Annotated in this window: 22 protein-coding genes and 1 tRNA gene; 10 read left to right on the forward strand and 13 right to left on the reverse strand. The window is 53.0% G+C overall.

All coding sequences use genetic code 11. From position 1 onward, the window contains the following. Positions 1-8 precede the first annotated feature (8 nt). From RCI_RS12795 to RCI_RS12805, 3 genes are all read right to left on the reverse strand, one after another. A complete protein-coding gene (locus RCI_RS12795; protein WP_048198593.1) occupies positions 9-386 on the reverse strand; it encodes a hypothetical protein in 378 nt (125 codons plus the stop codon). Then, complete coding sequence (locus tag RCI_RS12800; protein ID WP_012036873.1) at positions 373-579, reverse strand: helix-turn-helix transcriptional regulator; 207 nt, start codon at positions 577-579, stop codon at positions 373-375. The genes RCI_RS12795 and RCI_RS12800 overlap by 14 nt, the downstream gene beginning before the upstream one ends. A 638-nt stretch (positions 580-1,217) precedes the next feature. Continuing rightward, entirely contained in the window at positions 1,218-2,090 is an 873-nt protein-coding gene (locus tag RCI_RS12805; RefSeq protein ID WP_012036875.1) for an SDH family Clp fold serine proteinase, read from the reverse strand. A gap of 154 nt (positions 2,091-2,244) precedes the next feature. Here RCI_RS12805 and RCI_RS17200 point away from each other — a divergent pair, with 154 nt between their 5' ends. Together RCI_RS17200 and RCI_RS12810 are read left to right on the forward strand one after the other, a co-directional pair. Then, complete coding sequence (locus tag RCI_RS17200) at positions 2,245-2,382, forward strand: hypothetical protein (protein ID WP_173363047.1); 138 nt, start codon at positions 2,245-2,247, stop codon at positions 2,380-2,382. A gap of 196 nt (positions 2,383-2,578) precedes the next feature. Then, the gene (locus RCI_RS12810) at positions 2,579-3,715 is read left to right on the forward strand and encodes a PAS domain-containing sensor histidine kinase (RefSeq protein WP_158308917.1); all 1,137 of its coding nucleotides are present in this window, start codon (positions 2,579-2,581) and stop codon (positions 3,713-3,715) included. A 480-nt stretch (positions 3,716-4,195) separates the two neighbouring features. Here the strand turns inward: RCI_RS12810 and RCI_RS12815 are convergent. Beyond that, positions 4,196-4,269 (reverse strand) — tRNA-Val (locus RCI_RS12815). A 162-nt stretch (positions 4,270-4,431) separates the two neighbouring features. Between RCI_RS12815 and RCI_RS17540 the strand changes: the two genes are divergently transcribed. Continuing rightward, positions 4,432-4,554 carry a hypothetical protein gene (locus RCI_RS17540; protein ID WP_269446476.1) on the forward strand — a complete coding sequence of 41 codons (123 nt, stop codon included), beginning with the start codon at positions 4,432-4,434 and terminating at the stop codon, positions 4,552-4,554. 217 nt (positions 4,555-4,771) lie between these two features. Here RCI_RS17540 and RCI_RS12825 read toward each other — a convergent pair whose 3' ends face one another. The 5 genes from RCI_RS12825 to RCI_RS12845 form a co-directional block, all read right to left on the reverse strand. Continuing rightward, on the reverse strand, positions 4,772-4,993 hold the full coding sequence (locus RCI_RS12825; RefSeq protein WP_012036877.1) for a hypothetical protein: 222 nt from the start codon (positions 4,991-4,993) through the stop codon (positions 4,772-4,774). A 12-nt stretch (positions 4,994-5,005) separates the two neighbouring features. Then, a complete protein-coding gene (locus tag RCI_RS12830; protein ID WP_012036878.1) occupies positions 5,006-5,875 on the reverse strand; it encodes an RAD55 family ATPase in 870 nt (289 codons plus the stop codon). Between the two features lie 4 nt (positions 5,876-5,879). After that, on the reverse strand, positions 5,880-6,446 hold the full coding sequence (locus RCI_RS12835; RefSeq protein WP_012036879.1) for a hypothetical protein: 567 nt from the start codon (positions 6,444-6,446) through the stop codon (positions 5,880-5,882). A gap of 356 nt (positions 6,447-6,802) precedes the next feature. Further along, positions 6,803-7,498 (reverse strand): KaiC domain-containing protein, encoded by a 696-nt coding sequence (locus tag RCI_RS12840; protein ID WP_012036880.1) that lies wholly within the window; start codon positions 7,496-7,498, stop codon positions 6,803-6,805. A gap of 16 nt (positions 7,499-7,514) precedes the next feature. After that, positions 7,515-8,354 (reverse strand): RAD55 family ATPase, encoded by an 840-nt coding sequence (locus RCI_RS12845; RefSeq protein WP_012036881.1) that lies wholly within the window; start codon positions 8,352-8,354, stop codon positions 7,515-7,517. A 320-nt stretch (positions 8,355-8,674) separates the two neighbouring features. On the opposite strand from RCI_RS12845, the gene RCI_RS12850 reads away from it, so the two are divergent. The 5 genes from RCI_RS12850 to RCI_RS12870 all read left to right on the forward strand — a co-directional run bounded on the left by RCI_RS12850 (position 8,675) and on the right by RCI_RS12870 (position 16,166). Further along, complete coding sequence (locus tag RCI_RS12850) at positions 8,675-10,369, forward strand: type II/IV secretion system ATPase subunit (protein ID WP_231844848.1); 1,695 nt, start codon at positions 8,675-8,677, stop codon at positions 10,367-10,369. Between the two features lie 5 nt (positions 10,370-10,374). Further along, the gene (locus RCI_RS12855; protein WP_012036883.1) at positions 10,375-12,333 is read left to right on the forward strand and encodes a type II secretion system F family protein; all 1,959 of its coding nucleotides are present in this window, start codon (positions 10,375-10,377) and stop codon (positions 12,331-12,333) included. Positions 12,334-12,344: 11 nt separating this feature from the next. Then, the gene (locus RCI_RS12860) at positions 12,345-12,776 is read left to right on the forward strand and encodes a type IV pilin N-terminal domain-containing protein (RefSeq protein ID WP_012036884.1); all 432 of its coding nucleotides are present in this window, start codon (positions 12,345-12,347) and stop codon (positions 12,774-12,776) included. 80 nt (positions 12,777-12,856) lie between these two features. Continuing rightward, a complete protein-coding gene (locus tag RCI_RS12865) occupies positions 12,857-14,941 on the forward strand; it encodes a DUF7289 family protein (protein WP_012036885.1) in 2,085 nt (694 codons plus the stop codon). Between the two features lie 163 nt (positions 14,942-15,104). Further along, entirely contained in the window at positions 15,105-16,166 is a 1,062-nt protein-coding gene (locus RCI_RS12870) for an aminopeptidase (RefSeq protein ID WP_012036886.1), read from the forward strand. A gap of 342 nt (positions 16,167-16,508) precedes the next feature. Here the strand turns inward: RCI_RS12870 and RCI_RS12875 are convergent, their stop codons facing one another. Next, positions 16,509-17,948 carry an RAD55 family ATPase gene (locus RCI_RS12875; protein ID WP_048198598.1) on the reverse strand — a complete coding sequence of 480 codons (1,440 nt, stop codon included), beginning with the start codon at positions 17,946-17,948 and terminating at the stop codon, positions 16,509-16,511. 187 nt (positions 17,949-18,135) lie between these two features. On the opposite strand from RCI_RS12875, the gene RCI_RS12880 reads away from it, so the two are divergent. After that, a complete protein-coding gene (locus RCI_RS12880; protein WP_012036888.1) occupies positions 18,136-18,585 on the forward strand; it encodes an Lrp/AsnC family transcriptional regulator in 450 nt (149 codons plus the stop codon). A 78-nt stretch (positions 18,586-18,663) separates the two neighbouring features. Here the strand turns inward: RCI_RS12880 and RCI_RS12885 are convergent, their stop codons facing one another. Together RCI_RS12885 and RCI_RS12890 are read right to left on the reverse strand one after the other, a co-directional pair. Further along, positions 18,664-19,158 carry an Lrp/AsnC family transcriptional regulator gene (locus RCI_RS12885; protein WP_048198600.1) on the reverse strand — a complete coding sequence of 165 codons (495 nt, stop codon included), beginning with the start codon at positions 19,156-19,158 and terminating at the stop codon, positions 18,664-18,666. Positions 19,159-19,351: 193 nt separating this feature from the next. Next, positions 19,352-19,849: an Lrp/AsnC family transcriptional regulator gene (locus tag RCI_RS12890; RefSeq protein WP_012036890.1), complete on the reverse strand. Its 498-nt coding sequence runs from the start codon at positions 19,847-19,849 to the stop codon at positions 19,352-19,354. Between the two features lie 513 nt (positions 19,850-20,362). On the opposite strand from RCI_RS12890, the gene RCI_RS12895 reads away from it, so the two are divergent. Continuing rightward, positions 20,363-22,120 carry a PKD domain-containing protein gene (locus tag RCI_RS12895; protein WP_048198602.1) on the forward strand — a complete coding sequence of 586 codons (1,758 nt, stop codon included), beginning with the start codon at positions 20,363-20,365 and terminating at the stop codon, positions 22,118-22,120. A 98-nt stretch (positions 22,121-22,218) separates the two neighbouring features. Here the strand turns inward: RCI_RS12895 and RCI_RS12900 are convergent, their stop codons facing one another. Continuing rightward, the gene (locus RCI_RS12900; protein WP_012036892.1) at positions 22,219-22,845 is read right to left on the reverse strand and encodes an MBL fold metallo-hydrolase; all 627 of its coding nucleotides are present in this window, start codon (positions 22,843-22,845) and stop codon (positions 22,219-22,221) included. Positions 22,846-22,897 lie beyond the last annotated feature (52 nt).

Raw genomic sequence — 22,897 nt, forward strand, 5'->3', positions numbered from 1 at the left:
CTTCTTTTTTACGCAAGCCCTAACCTCTTGTACGCAATGTACGACAGGAAGTAGGTCGCCGTACTAAGGCCCCACGTCATCTGGACCAGACTGTCCATACTTATCGGAGCGCCAAGCTTCACAGTAACCCCGAGCAGCGTCACAAGTGCGATCGCGACGATGAACCCGTTACGGGAGGCCAGAAGCGAGCACTTCGCCGACCGCTCGTCCTGGGGCTCGCCGGATCTCTTCTTTACCAGTACGCTGTAGATCGTTAGTACGACGAGCAGTGCGACTACCGCTATCGTCATCCAGAGCACGTACTGCGGATAGACTCCGGTAACCAGCAGTATGGCGAACGTTAGTAGAATTGCGACTGATACTTTCGACTCTTCAGTTTTGAACATCGGTATCCTCCTCGAATATGTCCTCAATTTTGACTCCGAAACACCTGGCCAGCCTGAACGCGAGCGACAGCGACGGGTCGTACTTCTGCTTCTCGATGGCGACGATCGTCTGCCTCGAGACACCGACCTTCTGCGCCAGGTCTTCCTGCGTCATATTGTGCCGGGCCCTCAGTTCCTTCAGGTGGTTTATCATATATGTAAAGTATACTTTACTTTTTGTATATATAACTTTACATTTTGTATAGCCTCTACTTGAAAACACCTTTTCCATCCACGAGTCATTATTGGAACGTTTCGTACGAGTGCCCGTACCATCTACACGAAGTACCCGAAGTACACGAAGTACTCAAAGTTCGATAATAACGGCATGCTGTAATATGATCTTATCGTAAAACTTCGCGTACTTCGTGTACCTTGTGTATGGTCTTTCCTGTAACTTTTTGGACAGTTCTTCTGCCAGGATATTCGCCTTGAGAACGCCTGCCATGGCAGGCGTTCAAAAGGCGAACACCGGCGACTGAGTTTTCCCTCTCCAATCCTCTGGCCCCTCACTTTACTCCTCTCTGACCTCCTGACCTCTCTGACCTCCCAGTTTGAAAAGTCTCCCTGATCTCCGGGCACTCCCCGACCTCTAATTTTGCCGGTACGTGTGCGCAAGCCGGGCAACAGGGAGGTTTAGGAGGAGCCGGAGATCAGAGAGAACGATCTCAGGGTGAGGTCAGAGAGGTCAGGAGATCTGAGGAGAGGACAGTGAGGTGCCGGAGGCCAGGGAGGATCTGAATGCCGAAAATCCAAAGCGTGGTAAAAAGAATGGATACTGTTCTCCGCGCATCAGCGCCCGCGCTGGTTTTCTGGCGGCGCTATGGGTATGTATTCGACGCCGGGCCGTCTGGAGCTCATCTCCATCTTGTAGAAGTCCATTAGGTCGTAGACTGCCGGGGGGATGCCAATTCTGATACACCCGCCGAACAGCTCAAGCGCCTTCTCCGGGAAGATCGGGTAGTCGTGCGTATATTTGCCGCTGACCAGCTCAGCGAGGATCGTCTCGATGTTAGGCTCGCCGCACTTGCCTTTAATAATAATGCGCACCAGTTCCTTCATCTGTTCCTGCGCCTTGCGGGCGTCGTCTGCGAGGATGAAGGTCGTGTCGGCGATCTTTTCGGCAGGCTTTTGCCGGAGCACGCTCAGGATGGACGAGGCGGCGAAAGCGCCGTCTTTGCCTGCGAGCTGGGGATCGACCGGTCCGAGGACTGCGTGCGGGTCCATCAGGATCTCGTCTGCGGCAAGGGCGATCAGCGTGCCGCCGCTCATGGCATAGTGAGGCACTATGACGGTCTTTCTGGCAGGGTGAGACTTCAGCGCAAGGGCGATCTGGGTGGCTGCCAGTGCGATACCTCCGGGGGTATGCATGATCAGGTCGATCGGTACGTCGGGGGGAGTGGTCCTTATTGCGCGCAGCACTTCTTCGCTGTCGTCTATGTCGATGTACCTTGACAGGGGAATTCCCAGAAACGCGATCGTTTCCTGGCGATGGATCAGCGTAATCACCTGAGACTTGCGTTCTCTGGAAATCCGCCTGAGTATCCTCTTTCTGGCCGAGTTCACCATGTAGCGCTGCAAGATCGGGATGACGAACAGGACTACGAACAGCAATATCCACGCGTAGTTTAGCAGCCCCGAGAGTGCGGAGATGATCTCGTCCAATACCGTGTTACCAGCTCCATAATGTTATCTGTTCCCGGCTTGATAAACCAGTGGTTAAGGTTTATGCAGGTAATTAATACACTAGTACATTTTTTATCTCCGCTGCGAGACTGTTACCTACGGTGATAATATGTGTATTAGTTGCGGATGCGGAATGCCTCACGACAAGCACAATAACCCTGACCTGATCACGATGGAAGACCTGCAGAGGGCGGCGAAAGCGGCCAACATGGACGTGGACGATGCGGTCAAGAACATCGCTGATGCAGTCGGGATGAAGTGCAACAAGTGATCGCCGGGATACCTAACAAATAACAATTTTATATTATACTTTTATTTTACGCTTTTCTTTTACATTGGGCCCTGATATAAACATTAATATCTATGAAAATCCTAATTGCCTAATCAGCGGGGAATGTAACATTAGTCATATGAAAAAACCGCTAAGTTCGACAGGTCTGAATATTCCTGTAGAAAGCTGTTCAGGCATGGCTGAGATGAGGCTGGGAAAATCGGTGTACTCAAAACGCGAGATAGGTATGGCAAGAGCGCTACGGAACGCCCGCATAGGCTTGTGGGAGTTCGATCTGGCGACGTGTACACTCACCTGTTCCGACGAAGTGTGCCGCATTATCGGGACCGATGAACTCACCTCTACTTCAAGCGTTGAAGCTATTCTAAAAAAGTACATTCACCCGGACGACCTTGACCGTGTATCCAGGGAATTTACTGAGCTGGCCAGCTGCGCGAGCGGCACGCTGGATACGATGCTGCGCATCGTCGGCCCTGATGATTCTGTCTCTATCGTCAGAGTCGAAGGTGAGCAGATTGCCGGCCCGGACGGTAAGCCTGCCTGGCTTTTCGGGACCATCCAGGACATCACCGAGCGAATACACGCTGAAGACGAGCTGAAGGCGGCCAAGGCTCAGGCTGAGCTATACGTGGATCTGATGGGCCACGACATCAATAATATGAACCAGATTGCCATGGGTTACCTTGAGCTGGCCGATGACATCATAGAGGCCCATGGATCGCTTGGCACCGAAGACCGGTTTTTAATCACCCGGCCTATAGAAACCCTGCGGGCAAACTCCCGGCTTATCGATAACGTCCGGAAGATACAGAAAAGTAAAGCTGGCGTCTACAAAGCCGAGGAGATCGATATCGAAAGCCTGCTCCGCGAGGTCATCTCCCGGTTTCCTGCCGTCGCAGGCCGGGACATAAAGATCACTCTTGTCTCCACCTGCTCATGCATAGTAATAGCAAATGAGCTTCTCAAGGAAGTGTTTCTGAACCTGATTGGCAATGCAATCAAGCACTCTACCGGACGGCTTTCTGTCAACGTCAGGGCCGAGAAGTACGAAGAGTGCGGGCATATGAAATGCAGGGTCGAGATTGAGGACGACGGGCCAGGCATTCCGGACGACCTGAAGATGAAGCTCTTCGACCGGCTGTCGCTGGAGAAGACCCGGGCGAGCGGCAAAGGCTTCGGCCTGTGTCTCACCAAAATCCTCGTGGACGACTTTAACGGCCGGTTCTGGGTCGAAGACCGGGTGAGCGGCGACTACACCATGGGTAGCCGGTTTGTCGTGCTGCTGCCGGCGGTCGAGAAGTGCGGGAAATAAGCTGGTCAGGATAGACAGCCCTATTGCGCTAATGAATTCACTAACATCTTCAAGTATCGTCTTTCCTAAAACTTTTTGGACAATTCTTCTGCCAGGATATTCGCCTTGAGAACGCCTGCCATGGCAGGCGTTCAAAAGGCGATTCCCGACAGCCGGTTTATCCTCTCCAAGCCTCCGGCTCCTCACCTTCCTCCTCTCAGACCTCCTGACCTCCCTGACCTCCCAGTTTGAAAAAAAGTCTCCCGGATCTCCGGGCACTCCCCAACCTCACATTTTCCATGGTACGGATACGCAAGCCGGACAACAGTGAGGTTTCCGAGGCACCGGAGATCAGAGAGAACGATCTCGGGGAGAGATCAGAGAGGTCAGGAGATCAGAGAGGAGGATAGTGAGGAACCGGAGGCCAGGGAGGACTTGATGATGAATCCAAAAAGTTACTGTAAAAAACATACAATACAAAAAATTTCAGGAAAAATGAAGTGGGCCCGAAGGGATTCGAACCCCTGATCCCCGCCGTGTAAAGGCGATGTCATAACCAACTAGACCACAGGCCCGCTTACTTTTTCAATAAACACCATCATGACTCTTATACTTTTTGCATGAAAAGTGCCCGGAAGGGGGAAGCTGCGGCTGGCTGGCGGGTATCCGGGATGTTTTTCCTGCTTCTGGAGGACGATCTTATGAAAGGTAGATGCGAGGGCTTGGGAGGTATAAAAATGGATACTTTCCCTCGCATCGGGGTTTGGTTTGTTCCGGTTATCATAGGCGAGATCAAGCCCGCGTATGATCTGGACAGGGCATGTGCCAGGGAGGAAGCCCCTGCCCTGCTTGTGCAGTGATATCTTTGCTAATATAGCACAACTTCTGTGAGGTTACAGCCCCTCACACATAAATGATTGACTATTTTGTATAAATACTTTTAGTGCATGGGTGGAAATTATTGATTATAAATACGGAAAAAGTTTAAAAAATAATGTGTCGGCGTTTTACCCTTATCCGGGGTCTGGCGCACGCGAGATTAAGCTAAAAAGAAAGGGGGAAAACCCGTCTCATGGTCTATCGAGGCGGGGCCTCCCGGTAGGATTTCCACTTCTCGTAGCAGTCCTGCAGGCTGGAGCCCACACTCCTGATGTCCCCGCAGTCCTCGCATACGGCGAACTTTTTGCCTTCTTTTTCGAAGTAGATCACTTTTATCCGGCTACTGCTGCATTTCCTGCAGATCGACCCGGTGGCGACGGGTATGCAGCCTTCAGCCACATCCGATACTTGCTTATGCATCCGTCACGACCGTCACTGTGCTACTTTGTAGTCTTCGATGAGCATGTCCAGGATCTGTTCGGGCTCCATATCTCCCAGATCCGCGCGCTCCAGGTATCTCATAATATTCTTCACCTGCTCCACGTTATCCTTGTTGACCCTCATGATGGTCTCGTAGGTGCGCTGCTTGAGCTCCGGTGTGATCTTCTTCATACGCTTGCCACTCATTCCTGTGGTATCGATGACGATGCCAATGCCGAGCACGAAACGGTACGGGAAGTTGTTCTCGCTGTGCCACGATTGCCTCGACTTCTTGATCGATATCATCCGGTTGCCCATGCTCACGCTCGAAATGTGAAGTATGGTATCAGCCAGGTACATCGGGATGATCGTCTCACTGCCAGTCATTTCACCGGTCACCCCGTGTTCTTCGATAGTGCTGAGCACCGTTCCCATGCGCTTGGTTTCTTTGAACAGCTGAGAGATGAGCATGCGCTGGTCGTACTTGTTCTCGTTAGCCCAGATCACAGGCGTCAACGGATCTACGACGATGCGGGCTTGCGAGCCTTCCCATTCGCTGACAAACCGGGGTAGCTCTTCCTTGATGAAATCTGCGAGGTCTTTGCCCGCGGCCTCCAGGAACACCAGCGAACCTTTCTCGACGTACTGCTCGATGTCTTCCCAGCCCATGTTCCGGGCCTCTTCGATGATCTGGGATCGAGGCTCTTCGAGGGTGATGTAGATCGCGTCTGATCCGTTCTCCAGCCCCTTTCGGAGGAATTGCAGAGCCATGGTCGTCTTACCTGTACCAGCCGAGCCAACGAGAATCGTGGCGGAATGCTCGTTGAAGCCTCCGTCAAGGAGGCTGTCTAAGCCTAGAATGCCAGTCTTGAGCTTTTTCATCTGTTCACCTTACCATCCTGTCGATTATCTGTTCAGTGGTCACCGTACCAAAGTGCTTTTCTATCTCTCTTAGCAGATCGTGGCTGAAGGCCCGGAACTCCTCGCGGTTTTCCCGCAAGCGACTCTCCAGTGCCTCCCGGCCCACGTCGACGTTATTCAGGTGGCTGTTGATCATGTCGGCGACAGTCTGAATTTCGAGCATTATCGAGACAACATCGAACTCTTTGTCGAGGATGCAGCCGACTATGCCATTTTCCATACTGTATAATATGACCGACCCTTCTGTGGTCTCGAAGATGGTCCTCCGGAGCGGCACGTTTCTCATGCTCTGCATGAGCGGTGTCAGCTTCCGGACGATCTGCATGAGCGAGCTTTCTTTCTGCCTGGGGACCGCCGTGGTGGTCACCGTAGTGTCCTGGAAGACCTGAGTAACGGTCTCTCCTGTCCTGGAAATCAGAAACGCGCCGAGGACGCCTTTCCGGTCGAGCAGCCTGGTTAAGTCCTGTTCGACGTTATTTTTCCAGCTCTGTTGTGCTCTCCTCCTCAATCTCTGGGGCTCTTCCACAGCCAACCTCTCCCTCCTATTCGGTTGTTAATTTAATAATTATCGCATCATAAAATAAACCTTTCTGCTGCCGCAAAGATTTTTCATGATTGTCCGGAAGTTATTATAATTAGTTGAAGATATAAAAAACTATTGTCTGGCAGGCCACAAATCCGCTGTAAGCGCGTAAAGCCTGCCGGCCTGCAGTAGCATCATAGTTTACGGTAAAAGTGGCCTGCAGTGGCTGAAAAAAGAAGAAAGGTTCATTTTTTGCCGTGCCGCAGAGGTGGCACGGCGCTATCGCCAGCAGACAATCTGCCCATGGGAGGCTACCTGCATAGGCAGGTTACCTCTCGGAAAAATATCTTCGGCCCGCTTCAGGCTCAGAATACCTCTGACTCCGAGTGCACGGCTATGCCTTCGTCCGTAATCTCGTAGGGTTTGATGCTCCGGGAATGCTTGTGGCGGCGCATCTTCACTACTTCTACCGCCAGCTTGACGTCCCTTAGCTGATCTGGCCTCACGTAGCGCAGGATGATCACGCCGTCTGCCACGTACTCTACGAGCCCGTACCGGCTGGAATACGCGTCGGCCCTCGAAGCTTCAGAAGTGATAAGTGCAGTGACGCCTGTTTCCTTCAGGATCGCGAAGATCTCGAACAAGTTTAGCCGTCTTTCTGCCTCGTCCGAAAACATCATCTCGAAGAGGGTGATCGAGTCGATGACCAGCCGGGTAGCCCCGAATGTCTTGATGAGCCGGGGCATTTCATTCTTGATCCGGGTCAGTGTGGTCTTGATGTCGTTGGGATCAAGTCTGATCAGGATCAGGCTGTTATTATCAATATAGGTCTGCAGGTCCCACCCATAGCCTTCAGCTGACTCGACGATCTCGGACTCCCTCTCTTCCAGGCTCATGTACACTGACTTTTCGCCGTTCTTCAGGCCGTTGACCAGGAACTGCAAGGCTAGCGTGGATTTGCCGGTGCCCATGCCTCCGACCACGACGATCATGTGCTTTTCCGGGAAACCCCCCTGAAGCAGTTCGTCCAGCCCTTGTACTCCTGTGCTTAGTAACTTCATTCTTCTACCCCAGTTATTATCTGCCTAATATCTCTTTGATGTTGGATATCTCAAACCCTCTGCTTGCCGAAACCTTCGTCTCAAAGCGTACGACGTTGTCCTCTTCCAGATATGGCATGAGCCCCCTGAATTTTTTAATATACATCATGCGCTGTCGCTGGTTGGCGCCTGTCGATTCCCAGTTGAAGACCAGGACTCCATCTGCGCAGTCCGAGACTTCCTCTTCGTTACTGCGATCGAATATGTTGGAGGTTAGCAGAGCATATATAGTAGAGTCCCACTGCTTGGACATGCGCCCTATGCCTTTCAGGAGAGACACAAAGTCTGTCCACGATACCTTATCTGCTACTGCGCTGCGCAGCACGTCTGTCAGTGAATCAATGATCACGAGGTTGTTGGGCGCATACGTATCCAGCGTCTCGACAAGCAGTTCGTATAAAGACTTATTTTTCTGCTCTGATTTTAGCTCGCTCAGGGATCCCATGCTGCCGGTCGTCCAGGTTATGGGTACCTGTGTTCTCGCAAAGTACTTGGTTGACAGGTCGACGAAGGTCAGGGCACTATTCAGTTCTGAAGCGCTTGCTAATTTTAGAGTAGCAAAACTCTGTAAGACGTTCTCCTTGCTCTTTGTGAACGATATGTACACGATCTTCTCCGGGAGCTTCGCATCCGGCTTCGCCCTCAGGTGATCGTACTTCATCTTCGATAGCATGAGGGCGGACGAATAGACGAACTCCTGACTGCCTGCTCCCACTTCTCCCAGGAGTAATACGAACGATCCCGCAGGGAAGCCTCCTTTAATCACCGGATCAAAGGACGTTATGCCTGTCGGAACCTTTCTATAAATCGTCTCCATACATACCCATACCTATAGTGTTCTATAATATCTGATACTCTCTATAATACTTTCAGAGCTTATCTATTAATTCGAACCTATTTTTCCCGCTTTGATTTATATCTATGGCGTGATTGATTTAATCTTATCGTTACCTGCGGGTAATTACATAAACATAACGTAAATTGCCATTTATTTCCATTTTGGAGGATTATTTGCTTTCTAATTTACAATTACGGCAATATTTAACGATAAAGATTATATCGGATGATAATAGACTAACTTTAATTATTTGTCAATGGGTAGGTTTCCTGAAGGTAGAGGTATTGTATGGTGTGTGTATGAAACGGATTACGCCAGTATCTTTTTCCCTCTTCTCGTCAGCAGGAGGTGCAATTCCTGTAACGGCTGAAGAGCATAAGATCGATGATGCCGGGTCCCGGCTGAAAAAGATGCCCCTTCCGGGCAGCCCCGAGATGCCGGCATGCGCTGATGGCGCGCAAGAAAAGCCTCCGGCAAGCGTGGCGCTTAAGGACGGCATTGTCGAAGCAGAGCGCTACTGGCTGAAAGAGCCTTTCTCTTTCGCCGTTATACTCTTCGATTCCCGGACCAGGGAGTACACTTACAACGTCAACGAGCCGACACTCACTGAATTCGAGGCCGAGCTGCTGGAACGCATATATAGTGATCTGCGCGACATCCTCATTCGCAGCGACATGGAAAAAGCAGGGTCTGATCGCTCCGGGGTTTTGCGGTCAAGGTGCGATACGCTGCTGGGCATCTACGGCATCAAGCTGGATAATGCCTCCAGGGAGCGAATACAGTATTATCTGGAGCGCAACTACCTGGGCTATGGTAAAATCGACGCTCTGATGCAGGACAACCGTATAGAGGACATATCCTGTAACGGTGTCGACATTCCCATCTTTCTGTTTCACCAGAAATACCAGAACATTAAAACCAATATCTCCTTCAGCGAGGCGGAGCTTAACTCCATGGTGGTTAAGCTTGCACAACGCGGGGGCCGGCATATCTCAGTTGCCATGCCCATCGTAAGCGCTGCGTTGCCGAACGGTTCCCGTATCGAAGCTACGCTCGGCCGGGAAATTACCACTCACGGCAGCTCTTTCACTATCAGGCGGTTCAGGACAGATCCGTTCACGCCGATCGACCTCCTGAACTATAACACCATGTCCCTGGAAATCCTTGCGTACCTCTGGCTGGCCATCGAGAACAACCGGAACCTGATCTTCGCGGGCGGAACGGCCTCGGGAAAAACCTCTTCGCTCAACGCCGTATCGCAGTTCATACCTCAGAACTCCAAGGTCATCACCATAGAAGATACCCGGGAGCTGACGCTTTATCACAGCAACTGGATCGCCGGACTGACCCGGGAGTCTCAGGTGCAGGGCAATTCCGTGGAGATCGAAATGTATGATCTGTTGCGTGCAGCTTTGCGCCAGCGCCCCGAGTACATCATCGTGGGCGAGGTGCGGGGCAAGGAAGCGCTCACACTGTTCCAGGCGATGAACACCGGCCACACGACTTACTCGACCATGCATGCGAGCTCCATTCAGGCCGTGGTCAACCGCCTGCTGAACGATCCTATCAATGTCCCGAACATGATGCTCACCGCTCTCAACATCGTGTGTATCCAGGAGCTGGTGTTCCAGGAGGGCAAGAAGATCCGCCGGAACAAGGCTATCGTGGAGATCACCGGCGTCGATCCACGGACCAACAACCTCCGGATCAACGAGCTGTACCGGTGGAATTCGGTCGACGACACCTTCGAGGCCATGGGGGACTCCGTCGTGATGGCGGACATCATGGCCCGGCGGGGATGGGACCGCAACAGGCTTACAGAAGAGATCGCTAACCGGTGTAAAGTTCTGGACTACCTGCGTAACAAAGGCATACGTGACTATCGACACATTACTACAGCCATCAATGCCTACTATGTGATGCCCGCCGAAGTTATGGAAATGATCAGAAACGATACGTTTGCCGGCACCCTTGATGAGGGTATCAGAAGGTAACCCGGATGGTCAGCGCTCTGAGCCCCATCGATGGTATCACATACCGGTTGTTCGGCCAATATGCAAGCAAGAACCGTCCGGCATATTACGACCTGCAGCTACACATGCAGAAGGCCAACATCCCGGTGCCGCTCGATATCTACGTGTCACGCATGCTGTTCTTCAGCGTCCTGGGCGGGATATCGGTATCGCTGATCTGCCTGCTCACGGCGCTAATGGTAAAATTTACCTCGCCCGACGGGACTTTTGTGCCCTGGCGAGTGTCTCCTGCCGACAGCTTCCTGCTGCAAGTAATCAGCAGTGAGCTTTTCCTCATCCTCCTCATCCTTGGCGTGTCTTTTCCGGCCACCTTTTTCCTGGTTTATGTGACGTTCCGTAACTATCCTCTGTATAAGTCCAGTATAAGGCAGAGCGCTATAGATCAGATGCTGCCCCATGCGGTGACCTTTATGCACGCGATGCGCAGCGGCGGCATGAGCCTGCTGGATATCTTCAGGGCGATCAACGAGCATCGGGAGATCTACGGCGAGGTGACCCTCGAGTTTCAGGCTGTGGTACAGGGAGTCGAACTGCTGGGCATGGACCTGATCACCTCCCTGCGGCATGCTGCAACAATAACCCCTTCCGATCACCTGAAAAACTTCTTCGAGAGCACCGCAACTCACATGGAGAGCGGCGGAGACCTCGAGAAATTCCTGAGGACGAGGGCAGACCAGTTCCAGGCAATCGCTGTCCAGGAGCACAAGACGCTTCTGGAGCTGCTAAGCATGCTGGCGGAAGTATACGTCACTGCCTTTGTCGCCGGGCCGCTGTTCCTGATCACCATCCTGGTGTCCATGGGTATGGTGTCATCTGGCAACACCGGCCAGATCGACCTGCTGGTCTACATCGCAATTCCTCTGGGCTCAGTCATGTTCATCTGGCTGCTCATCGCTATGGGGCTGGAAAGCGACGATACCAAAGTGATCGTTCTCAAGCGTCAGATGGACGAGTTTGCCGGAGTCACGAAGCTCCCCGGCAATCCGCAGTCCGCGCGTATCCTGAAGCTCGCGGCGCTCCGATACCGGATACGCCGATTCCTTGATGACCCGTTAAACGCTTTTGTAAACAAGCCCTACCAGATACTGTACCTGACTGTACCTATCGCTGCGTTGCTCTTTATCGGCTTAGCCTATCCCTACTTCAGCCTTCCTTACTTCAGCATGATCTCCCACGTCGACGATATCCTGCTGCTCGCTGCTGCGGTGGCAATCATACCTTTCATCATCTGCTGGGAACTGCGCTCGAAAAAGGTCAGAAAAATGGACGCGGCCGTGCCGGAGTTCCTGAAGCGCCTCGCGTCTTTCAATGAGTCCGGGCTGACGCTGACCATGGCGATCAAAGCGCTGCTGAACTCGAACATGGGCGTGCTCAACTCCGAGATCCGGAAAATCTGGACAGATATCGAGTGGGGTGCCGATGCTAAAGAAGCGCTCATCCGCTTCGAGTACCGGGTGAACACGGCATCCATCAGAAGAGTGGTGACGCTGATCACCAAGGCCAGCGAATCCACTGGCGACATAAAGGAAACCTTGTTCATCGCGGCGGCAGATGCAGCGGCAATCCAGAGCGAGAGGGAAGAGCGGTTCCTGAACATGCTGCTATACCTGTCGATCATCTACATCTCGTTCTTCGTGTTCCTCTACATCCTGTACACCCTGAGCACTGTATTCCTGCCAGTAGTGCCGGCTACGCCCATTAATGATCAGCTGAGCATGGCTTCGGCGGCGAGTACTGCAGCGTCATTCTCCGGAGGTATAGATGTAGAGATGTACAAGCTAATCTTTATGCATGCAGTCCTCATACAGGGCCTGTTCTCCGGGCTGGTCGCAGGCATGATGGGCGAAGGCAATGTCTACTCGGGGCTGAAACACTCGGCGGTCATGATTTTGATCGGCTATGTCGTATTCATGTTGTTCTTATAGGTTGGTGGGCTATGCTACGGAACGGAAAAACTGAGGGAAAATCGGACGGGGCGGCATCCGAAGTTATCGGCGAAATGATGATGCTCGTAATCACAGTCGTAATCTTCATCATCCTGATCGCGGCAGTGAGCACTATCATCACCAAGCCGAAGAACGAGATCATCCATATGGACGCGCATGCGGTGAACGATACGATCCTGGCCATCCGTCATACCGGGGGCGATACGATCACCTACGGCCAGATCGCCGTAGTCATCAACAGTCAAGTAATACTCGCGACGGCATCAGATACGAATGGGAACGGCAGGTGGGATCTTGGGGAGAACCTGTATCTCAGGAATGTGGATACCCGGCAGAGGATGAGCATCATGGTCTACAATAGCATGACTAACCATGTCCTGGGCGATTTCACCATCGATACCATGCCCGAGATGGTGAGGTGAATCTTAATGGACGACAATCTGACGAATAAAATTACACTGTATAAACCGTCCGATATCAGCCCTGACTTAAAGGTGATATCATGCCCATGATACGGTCAGACCGTGCGGTCTCTAACGTCATCGGTGCGGTCCTTGTTCTGGCACTGCTGATCACGGTCGTAGCAACCGTAAAGATGGTTTACGTGCCGGACATGAAAAAGGAAGCCGAGTCAGTGCACATGCAGAACGTCATCGACGACATGCAGAATCTGAAGACGCAGATATGTACCATCCAGGCCTCCTCCACGAGCGGCAACGGCTTCACGACCAGCTCTCCGATCGAGATGGGCGGCGGCTCTCTGCCTGTTATCGACCCATCCTCCTCCAGCGGCACCATTAAAGTCGACCCTGATTACGGTAACTTTTCCATTATCGCCTACTCGAACAACAAGCTGATCACCGATAACAACTCCATGATCACTACCCGCGGCCCTGCGCCGATGGGACGCCTGGCCTATGCTTCCAGCAATCACTTCTACGTCGATCAACAGGTCGACTACGAGTGCGGCATGCTCGTGCTCTCTCAGACGGGCGGCCTCGCCATGATCGCTTCGCCGCCTGTATCGGTCTCCCGGGTCTACAACGACCCGAATACGACTGCTATTGTAACGGCAAACCCTACTAGGATCGCCGGAACCCGGCAGTCCGTGAGCTCGACCGGCACCAGTACTATTAAAACGACCGTGCTCCCGATTTACAACGTGATCAATACCAACAAGGTTATGAACGTCACCATAACCGTAAAAAGCAACCATTCGCTGTTGTGGTATTCTTACTTCGAGCAGGTGATGGCTACTTCAGGCCTTACTGAGGGTATCAACTATGTGATTACCATGATAGACCCGGTGACTGTCAGCCTGTTCATCCAGGGAAGCGGCATTAAAGATGACGTAATCCTGTCTTCGATCGATTCTCTGGTGATCACCGAGATCGACGATGGCGGGCAGACCATATACCCGACCGCAACACCTGGTAGCGTGCCGAGCGCTACACCTGCCGCTTCGCCGACCGCGACGCCCACTTCAACGCCGATTCCCGTTCCTGCGGCTTCCATCCAGGCCACCCCTGCGAGCGGAACCGCTCCGCTTACGGTGAACTTCCTGGGTAGCGGCACGAATAATGCGACTTCGTTCGAATGGGACTTCGGCGACGGCAGCCCCCACATGTATGGTTCGAGCGTATCTCACACGTACACAACTGCGGATACCTATGCCGTCTCGTTGGTAGCCAGCAACGCTGGCGGTAGCAGCGCTCCAGCCACAGCCCAGATTGTCGTGAACAGGCCTGTGGTTACAGAGTCGCTTTACCTGACAAAATCGGGCTCCATGAGCACGGCCATGCCTGCGGACGGAAGTACAACGATTCCCTTCCCGATACTCGGGTTATACCAGACCAGTGAGAAGTGGACTTCTCCTGCTTTCGCTACAGACTACGTTATCCAGCAGCCGTCCAACACAGACCTGTACATTAAGAAGGACGGATTATTAACGTTGATCAACAGCGTATCGGCTAAGCTGGAGATCGTGGAGGCCTCCGGGGCACGTACGACGGTGATGTCTGCAGGCAAGGGCGAGCTACTTTCGCTTGAACTTATCGGCAACGACGACGTCTCCATACTGAGGATGTCCATGGCTCAGCAGGGCCCTATTACCGCGCCTAAAGGCAGCCACCTCGAGTTGACGGTAACCTGCTATTCCCTGGTGGGCCTGTCGGGACTCACCATCTACGAGGGCTCAGGATATCCCTCCGGAGTGTCCATGAGTACGCCAACATATGTGGCCGTCAGCGACCTCAAACTGAGCGACACGAACGGCAACCCTGTCAGCACGATCCCCCAGTCGGGCACACTGCGCGTCTGGGCGAAGGTGACCGATCCCTTCGGCATTACGAAGGACCTCAAGAGCACTACCCTGACCATCTATTCGCCCTCAGGCAGCACAATCTACGGCCCGACTGCCATGACCGGCATCAGAGACGATTCCGGCAGTCCGCCGGCCTGGAGGGAGTACCAGAACGATGTGGCCATCGGTACCGGTCTCAGCAAGGGCGCGTACACCGTAGTCGTGAGGGCGACCGATATGAATGGCGTTACCGTGAGCAAGACTCTGCAACTCAGGGTCACTTAGTGCTGGTACCCGGGAAAAGAGGATGACAGTACGGGGAGCTGTATAGCCGGTCCCCGTACTGCATACATTTTTTACTGTCCCGGTAGCCCTGTGCTGTCAAGGGCGATGAAAGACTATTATAGAGATGAGTGCATAAGAGTACTCAGGTTACGGAGTTGTTATTTTGGCGACGCTGAACGAAGCAGCAAAAGTGGCCATGAGAGACGTCATGGGCCTCAGGGAAGGAGAAGAAGTCCTGATCATCACCAACTTCGAGGGAGAAGTATTCCCGATCGCGAAGGCGATCTTCGAGGAGACGAAAGCACTGGGCGGCAAGCCCGTCATCATGGTCCAGGAGATGAAGACGACCTACACGTACGCCGAGCGGCTGGTCCGGAAAGCCATCGAGGCAGAGCCCGACATCTACGTCTCGCTCTCCGCCCACAAGCTGGGTAAGGATCCTTATGGCCTGAACATCGGCTACGTCGGCCGGGACGGCAAGAAGTACCAGCACATCATCGACAAAGTCATGGACGGCGACAGGAGGGTCAGAGGTTTCTGGTCCCCGACCACTAACGTGGCCATGTTCGAGCGCTGCGTAGCAGTCGACTACCAGGCCATGCAGGAACTCGCAGCCCGCCTCAAGAAGGTGCTGGATGCGGGCAAAGAAGTCCACGTCACATCCCCGGCAGGCACCGACGTCACCTTCTCCATCGACGGGCGCAAGGCTATGCTGGACGACGGCAACTACACAGCCCCAGGCTCCGGCGGCAACCTGCCCGCAGGCGAAACTTTCATATCGCCAGTCGTGGGCAGCACGAAAGGTACCATCGTCTTCGACGGCACCATCGACCTGGTTCCCAAAGCGATGATCCCGAAGCAGCCGGTCAGGCTGACATTTAAAGACGGCTACGTCGACAAGATCACCGGTGGAGAAGAGGCCACCGAGCTTCTGAACGTCATCATGAAAGGCGAACAGATGGCCCGGGAAAAAGGTATGGCGGAACAGGAGAAGAACTGCCGCCACCTCGGCGAATTGGGAATAGGCATCAACTATGCAGCGAAGATGACCGGCAACCTGCTGGAGGACGAGAAGCTCGGCAAGACCGTCCACTTCGCCATCGGCAGCAACTACGACTACGACGCAGAGGCGACCATTCATCAGGACTGCCTCGTCATGAACCCGGATATGTGGGTCGACGGGAAGCAGATCATGAAGAACGGCGAGCTCCTCAGCAACTTCTAGGCCGGCTGCGCCGGCCAGCGTGCCGGCCGCATCTCTTTTTTAACACAAATTTCTACCATAATATCCCGGAGATACAAGTCTAACCACAGATACTCACGGAGTGGCTGTTTTACCACAGAGGCACAGAGATGCACAGAGGCTCACAGAGTTTTGGTTTACCACAGAGGCACAGAGATGCACAGAGATTTTCTGATAATTGGGCAAGTGCATAATCAATAATATAGTAAGTCTCTGTGTTTCTCTGTGCCTCTGTGGTGAGCTGTTCTCTGTGTTTCTCTGTGCCTCTGTGGTAAACAGGCTCTCTGTGGGTCTCTGTGGTGAATGGTTCTACATGTATCTATATTATAGCTTCATGAGACTTATTTTCCCCTCGTCGACTCTGACCGCATGGGGCTCGTAGCTGACCGCTCCGGGCGCTTTTCTCACGCGCAGCAGCCAGTAGAGGTCCATTTTCCAGGTGTCGACGACTACGTCAGTGTGCTGCTCGATCGTGGGCGAGAGGCCGGCGCCGTAGCCGATGTCTGCGGAGGTGATCACTGTCATGCCTGCGGCTGCGAGGGCGTCGACCAGGCCGGCGAAGACGTTTCTGGCATGAGTGGTATCCCACTCCTCGCCCAGCCCTTCAAGGTCGAAGAAGGCTATCCACCCGTGCCTTTTTCCGGCTGTCAGCGAGGTGATCTCCGGGGCGAGCTTTCCGAGGCCGCCTGCCTGTTCTGTAGCGAAGGACACGATGCTGCCCAGGGCTTTTCCCGCGACAGGGCCTTTGAGTACAATGATCAGGCGGCCGGCTTTCTGGGCTTCCTTTGCTTCGGGGCCGAGCTGTTCCTCCAGCGTAACCTCGTCGGTGATGCCCAGGGATGGGGCGAAGAGCACGACGCCTTCTCCAGCTTTCAGGGCAGCGTCGATCATCTGCCGGAGCATGCTGCCGAAGGGTTCTCTGCCGTCGGTGTTAAAGTGCCACCGCTCACCTGTAGAGAAGCCGCCGGTCAGGGCATCGAGGTCAGGAATGCCGGTAGTGGCGCCTTTGCGGCTTATCGTTATCCTTCCGGGCGGGAGGATCCTGATGCCGTCGCGGGTGATATTGTACAGGTACCTGCCGCTCAGGTGGCTTTTGCCCCGGAGCTTCGTGACCCCGATGGTCCGGCCCCGGGTGTTCTGCAGGGTGTCGGTGCTCCACAGGGGGCTGATCTCAGTGCTGCCGAGATCGATGATCGCGTCGGTGAGGAACCGCTCGGTCCCGTCGCCTTCGGACTGCTCTGCGGTGAGCAGAGTAGTGCAGCCCATGCGGGAAACCCAGGCACTGAAGAGCAGCGTCTTCTTCCGCCGGTCGATCTCGTTTCCGATCAGCATGTTGATCGAGGTGATCGAGTCTACGATAAGGTGATCGATGCTCCTCCGGGTGACCTTCTTCTGGATGCCGTCGAAAAAGTCGCCTACGTACTGCTCGTCCACCATCTGCCCGAGGGAATAGTCCTGCAGTTCCACGTATCCTCTTTTAATTTTGGGGTCGTAGAACTCCATGTTGATGCCCCCGCTGATCAGGTCGAGGTTGTAGAACGACAGGCTGGAAGCGTACCGGTTTACCTTGTACAGCGGCTCGCATGTGCTGACAAACAGGACCCTCTCTCCCCGGCTGGCGTGGTAAAATGCATACTGGAGCGCCAGCACTGTCTTCCCGGCTCCCGGAGGCCCGGACAGCAGCACAGTCGAGCCTTTTGGCAGGCCGCCGCAGAGCAGCTCGTCGAGTCCTTCGATACCTGTGGTGACAGTGTCTTTACCCATGGTCGCAACACCTGCTAGTTGACTTATAATCAGCAAGCAGGTTTATCTCGGGGATATTATAAAGCTATGCCCGTAATAGTTATCTCTAAAGGCGTATAATAATTAATGGGTTCTAGACAGGATAATTATATATATCGCAATGATGTTTTAATTATATAATTACAAAAATCTTGCCGGGAATGGTGCTATGAAGATCGACAAAATGAACAAAAAAATCTTGAACATCCTGCAGCGCAACGGACGAATGACGTATAAGGAAGTCGCCAAGAAGATCGACAGGGCGCAATCGACTGTCCGTGACCGCATCGGCATCATGGAAGAGGATGGTGTCATCAAGGGCTATACTGTCGTCATCAACAAGAAGAAAGCAGGGCTTGACTGCTATGCCATCATCCAGTGCAAGGTGGACCCGGCCGGCCTCGACGAAGTGACCCGGAGACTTCAGCGAGTAGAGAACGTCCTGCAGGTGTACCACACCAGCGGCGACCGCAACCTGACGTTCATGATGGCCACCTGCGACTACGATGAGATGAAGCGGATCCTGAGCGACAAAGTGGCCCCGCTCGGCATCAAGGACATCGAGACCAAGATCGTGATGGATTCCGTGCGCGAGATGGCGTTCACAGATATAATGTAACTTACGTAACCCAATGCTGCGCTGCCCGGCGCAGCATCCATTTTTCGCGTTGCCTTTAATAAAACCAGTAATCCCGGATCAGACTTCTTTCAGATTGTCGTACTTGAGTGGCGTCTCCAGGATCTTGCGGGTGGTCAGGATCGTGTTGGTCGCCATGACTCCGTCGATGGCCGATATGTTGCCGATGACTTCCCGCAGCAGGTCTACGTCTCTGGTGCGGAGCTTCAGCATGAGGTCGAATGGCTCCAGAGTTTCATGGATCTCCAGCACTTCTCTAAGCGCGAGCAGTCTGTTGATGACCTCCTCTTTCTTTTTGCCCACCATCGCGCTGCGTTCCAGCTCGATGCCGACAAAGGCGATCGTGTTGAGCTCGAGAATCGAAGGGTCGAACAGGATGGTAAAGCGTTCGATAATCCCCCCGTCCTTCAGCCGACAAATGCGCTTGTGGATGGTGGAAGGCGATACATTCAGCTCTTCACCGATGGCGGCGAGCGAAGTGTTGCTGTCTTCGCAGAGTCTCCTGATGATAAAGAGGTCTGTGTCGTCGAGGTTGCCTTTGAACTTGGAGCTCATTTCATTCACTGTCGCAAAGGAGGAGATAACATAGTTAATAGCTTGCTATACGTATATAAACCTTACCCGGGCGAGTAAAAGAATTATCAGAAAATGGGCATAATCAATAAAATTTGCGATAAAGTTGCCAGAGTTCCCCCTGGTGAAAAAGGTGTCTGGCACCTCAGCCATCATGTACTATCCATGCATGGCCTTAAACGCCGGAATTCGAGTTAGGGACTTCTACGTAGCGCTCGAGAATCCTGTTGGTAGTCAGTATAGTATTGGTTGCCATTACGCCGTCTATGGCAGCAATGCTCGTGATGATCCCTCTTAGCTTTTCCACGTTTCTGGTACGGAGCTTCAGGATGAGGTCGAACGGAGCGAGGGTTTCATGGATCTCCATGATATACGGTATCTCAGCTAGCGATCCAAGTACCTCTTCCTTTTTCTTGCCCATGAGGGCGTCCCGCTCCAGCTCGATACCTACGAACGCGACTGTACGTAAGTTCAGTATCGAGGGATCGAAAAGGATAGTGAATCGCTCGATAATGTGGTTCTCCCTCATCTGGTTGATGCGTTTGTGCACCGTCGATGCGGAGACTCCCAACTCCTGCGCTATGTCGGATAGCGAGGCACTCGAGTCTTTGCACAGCTTCTCAATAATCTTGATGTCGACAGCATCCAGGTCCTTAACCGATTTGTAAGCCATAGTCCTCTACCGATTTCATTATAACGTTATTACTTGCGGGGATTAATATTATTAAAATATATAGCGGTACTTATACGAAAAAATAAAATAAAAACCGGCAATTATTGATAAATTATATTAATTCCCATGTGGTTTTTAATGTTTTTTTCTATACCAGTTTCTAATAAGCGCCTGCTATCATCGGTTTCAGTCGAGGCACATCTAATTCCGCACCCGACCCTGACTACGGTATATCGGCCCTTCTCTGGCGTGATGTCGCAGTAAAATAATAAAATACTTGTCTAAATATAAACATATTTTATCATTTTCACGGCCTCTTTTGCGGCATTCTAAATTGACTTGCTGTAATGCTATATCCAATTAATAGGGAATTTGTATATGATAATCCGTTTTTTATATTGATATAATTTTAAAAATACGCTTATTCTGTTGACAACGCTTGATACCAGAGTTGTCCATGGTAAGTCCAAGGGAAGTATTCCCCTGTTAAGCAATCGATTTAGGAGGACAAACATGAAAAGAGCGATATTATCTCTTTTGCTGATAGCGATGATGTTGCTATCTACGACTACTGCCGTGGCTGATGATTTCACGGGCGGTAAGATGACCGATCAGGGCTGGGTTCTGACAGGGAACTGGATCAGCAACGACATCACTAAGGGTGCGATGGTTGAAGACTCGGGAACGGCCACCTACCCCATCCACACTGGAGCCAGCGGTGCATTCGAGTGCAGTATCCAGTTCAAGTATGGTAACCTAAGCTCCTACACTGCAGTCGGTGTCCAGACTGCCGATGGCCGGACTGTAACCATCGATTACAACCCGGCTGATGTAAGCTACTATGCTAATGTCAACGGCAACCGTGTACTACTGGGCCACGACTGGAGGACACCCTATGAGGCTCACTATGCCATCATATCTTCCACTGATGGTAATATCTACAAGTTCAAGATAGGGTCCTTCGTCCAGGAAATCAACGTCGGAAGCGTGCCGACTAAGATCTATATCAGGTTTGACAACAACGGCGCTCCAACCGAACATAACCTTGCCGACCAGGAGGCTGGCAGGGGAAGCGGATATAACCTGCCTGTGCTGTACCGTGTCACCTGGACATCCCCCGAGACTCCCGCACCCGTAGCCACGATCACCAGCGCAGGGCCTCTGAGCGGGCCTGCCGAGCTGGTCGTCAACTTCGAAGGCACGGCCACAAACTCGCCGACTTCCTGCGTGTGGGACTTCGGAGACGGGTCTGAGCCTGTCACCGGTCTCACAGCCACCCACAAGTACGACGTCCCGGGCACCTACACTGTTAAGTTTACTGCGAGCAACATCGGCGGCTCCAGCGAGGATACCGTCCAGGTAGTCGTAGAGCCGAAGATTATCGCTCCCTCTGAAGCTCCCGTAGTCAGCGTCACAGCTGATCCGGTTAGCGGAGATGTGCCGCTGACAGTAAGCTTCGTGGGTACTGCAACTAACGAGCCAACATCTTACCAGTGGTCCATCAACGGGAATGAGATCGGTACTGACTCGACCCTGACTTATACGTTTAACGACGCAGGCACTTACTTTGTAAAATTCGTGGCGGCTAACGCTGCGGGCGAAAGCGAGCCCGTTTACACTAAGATCACTGTGACCGATCCGGCTGCCATCCCGGACCCGATACCGGCTCCTGCAGACCGCATAATTGACCCGGAGGATGCCCTCGCCTTCAGCCAGTACCCGTTCTACTCGCCTGACTCGATCGTCACCTACGATGGCAAAGGCGGCTACACTGTCAGCGATCCGAGGAAGAGCAGCACTACTCAGATAGCTAACCCGGCCTCTGGCCCGGCCACGTACTCGGTAACCGGCCAGGTTATCAGCGCTGCAGACAACCAGCCCATAAGTGATGCCAGCGTCGTGTTAGACGACGTCATGCAGAAGACGAACGCCTACGGCGAGTTCAGGTTCGACAGCCTCAAGGCTGGCAACTATGACCTCGCAGTCAGCGCGGACGGCTACGTGGCTAAGACCATCGCTGTAAACCTCGACGATAACAAGCTGGTCAGCATCCCGCTCGACGAGGCATCTGCAGGATCTGCCATCACCGCAGGCGCGGCCAATGAAACTGCCAACATGACCACAGACGCTACCACTGACGGCTCTGCTGTCGCAGGCAACGCCACAGCCACTCCGACTACGGCCAGATCGCCGGGCTTTGATTTCGTCACTGTCCTTGCAGCGATCCTCGTCGTAGCAGGCGTACTGTTCTTCGTGGGCAGGAAAAACTAAAACAAAAAATAAACAATAAAGATTAACCATAAACACAGGGGTAATGAACGCCCGGGAGGCTGGCAGCCTCCCGCGGTTACCTGTGCCCTCTTTTTCTTTTATATCATCAACATGAACCTGGCGCTTTTCAGGGACGTCCGCAAAGCCTCTGGCGCATTTTCTGCGACGATGTTGCCGTGTCCGGGGTAAAGCGTCACCACTTCGAATCTGGTCAGGGTCGCCAGAGAGCTTAACATGTGCTCAGGATTGCCTCCTATGTCTGTCCGGCCAAAGCCCCCCTCCTCGAATACTGTATCGCCGGTGAACATGGCCTTCGATACCGGCTCGTACAGGCAAATACTGCCCGGAGTATGGCCCGGGGTGTGGATGACCCTGAGCTTTACGTCTCCGAGGTCGATCTCGTCGCCGTCCTTGAGTACCATGTCCACTTTGAGCTCAGGAGAATCGCTGCCGAACATCCTGGCGCAGTTGATCTTACTGCTCTTGATAAAGGGCACGTCCGCCTCATGCATGGCTACTTTCGCTCCCGTAGCCTTCACAATCTCGGGGACCGCCGCTATGTGATCATAATGGCAGTGCGTGAGGATGATCAGCTCTAGGTCTTCAGGCAGGCTTTTTAGCACCCTCGACCCGTCGATGCCTGCATCCACAAGGGTTTTACGTTTTGCGTCAAGTAAATATGCGTTGGAGTCGTAAAAGACCCCGTTGACGTTAATCACCTTCATCCGGCAGCGCCTCACAAGGTGTTTAGTGTTTTAAAGTATTTAACCAGGATGG

The organism is Methanocella arvoryzae MRE50 (genome assembly GCF_000063445.1).
Classification (GTDB): domain Archaea; phylum Halobacteriota; class Methanocellia; order Methanocellales; family Methanocellaceae; genus Methanocella_A; species Methanocella_A arvoryzae.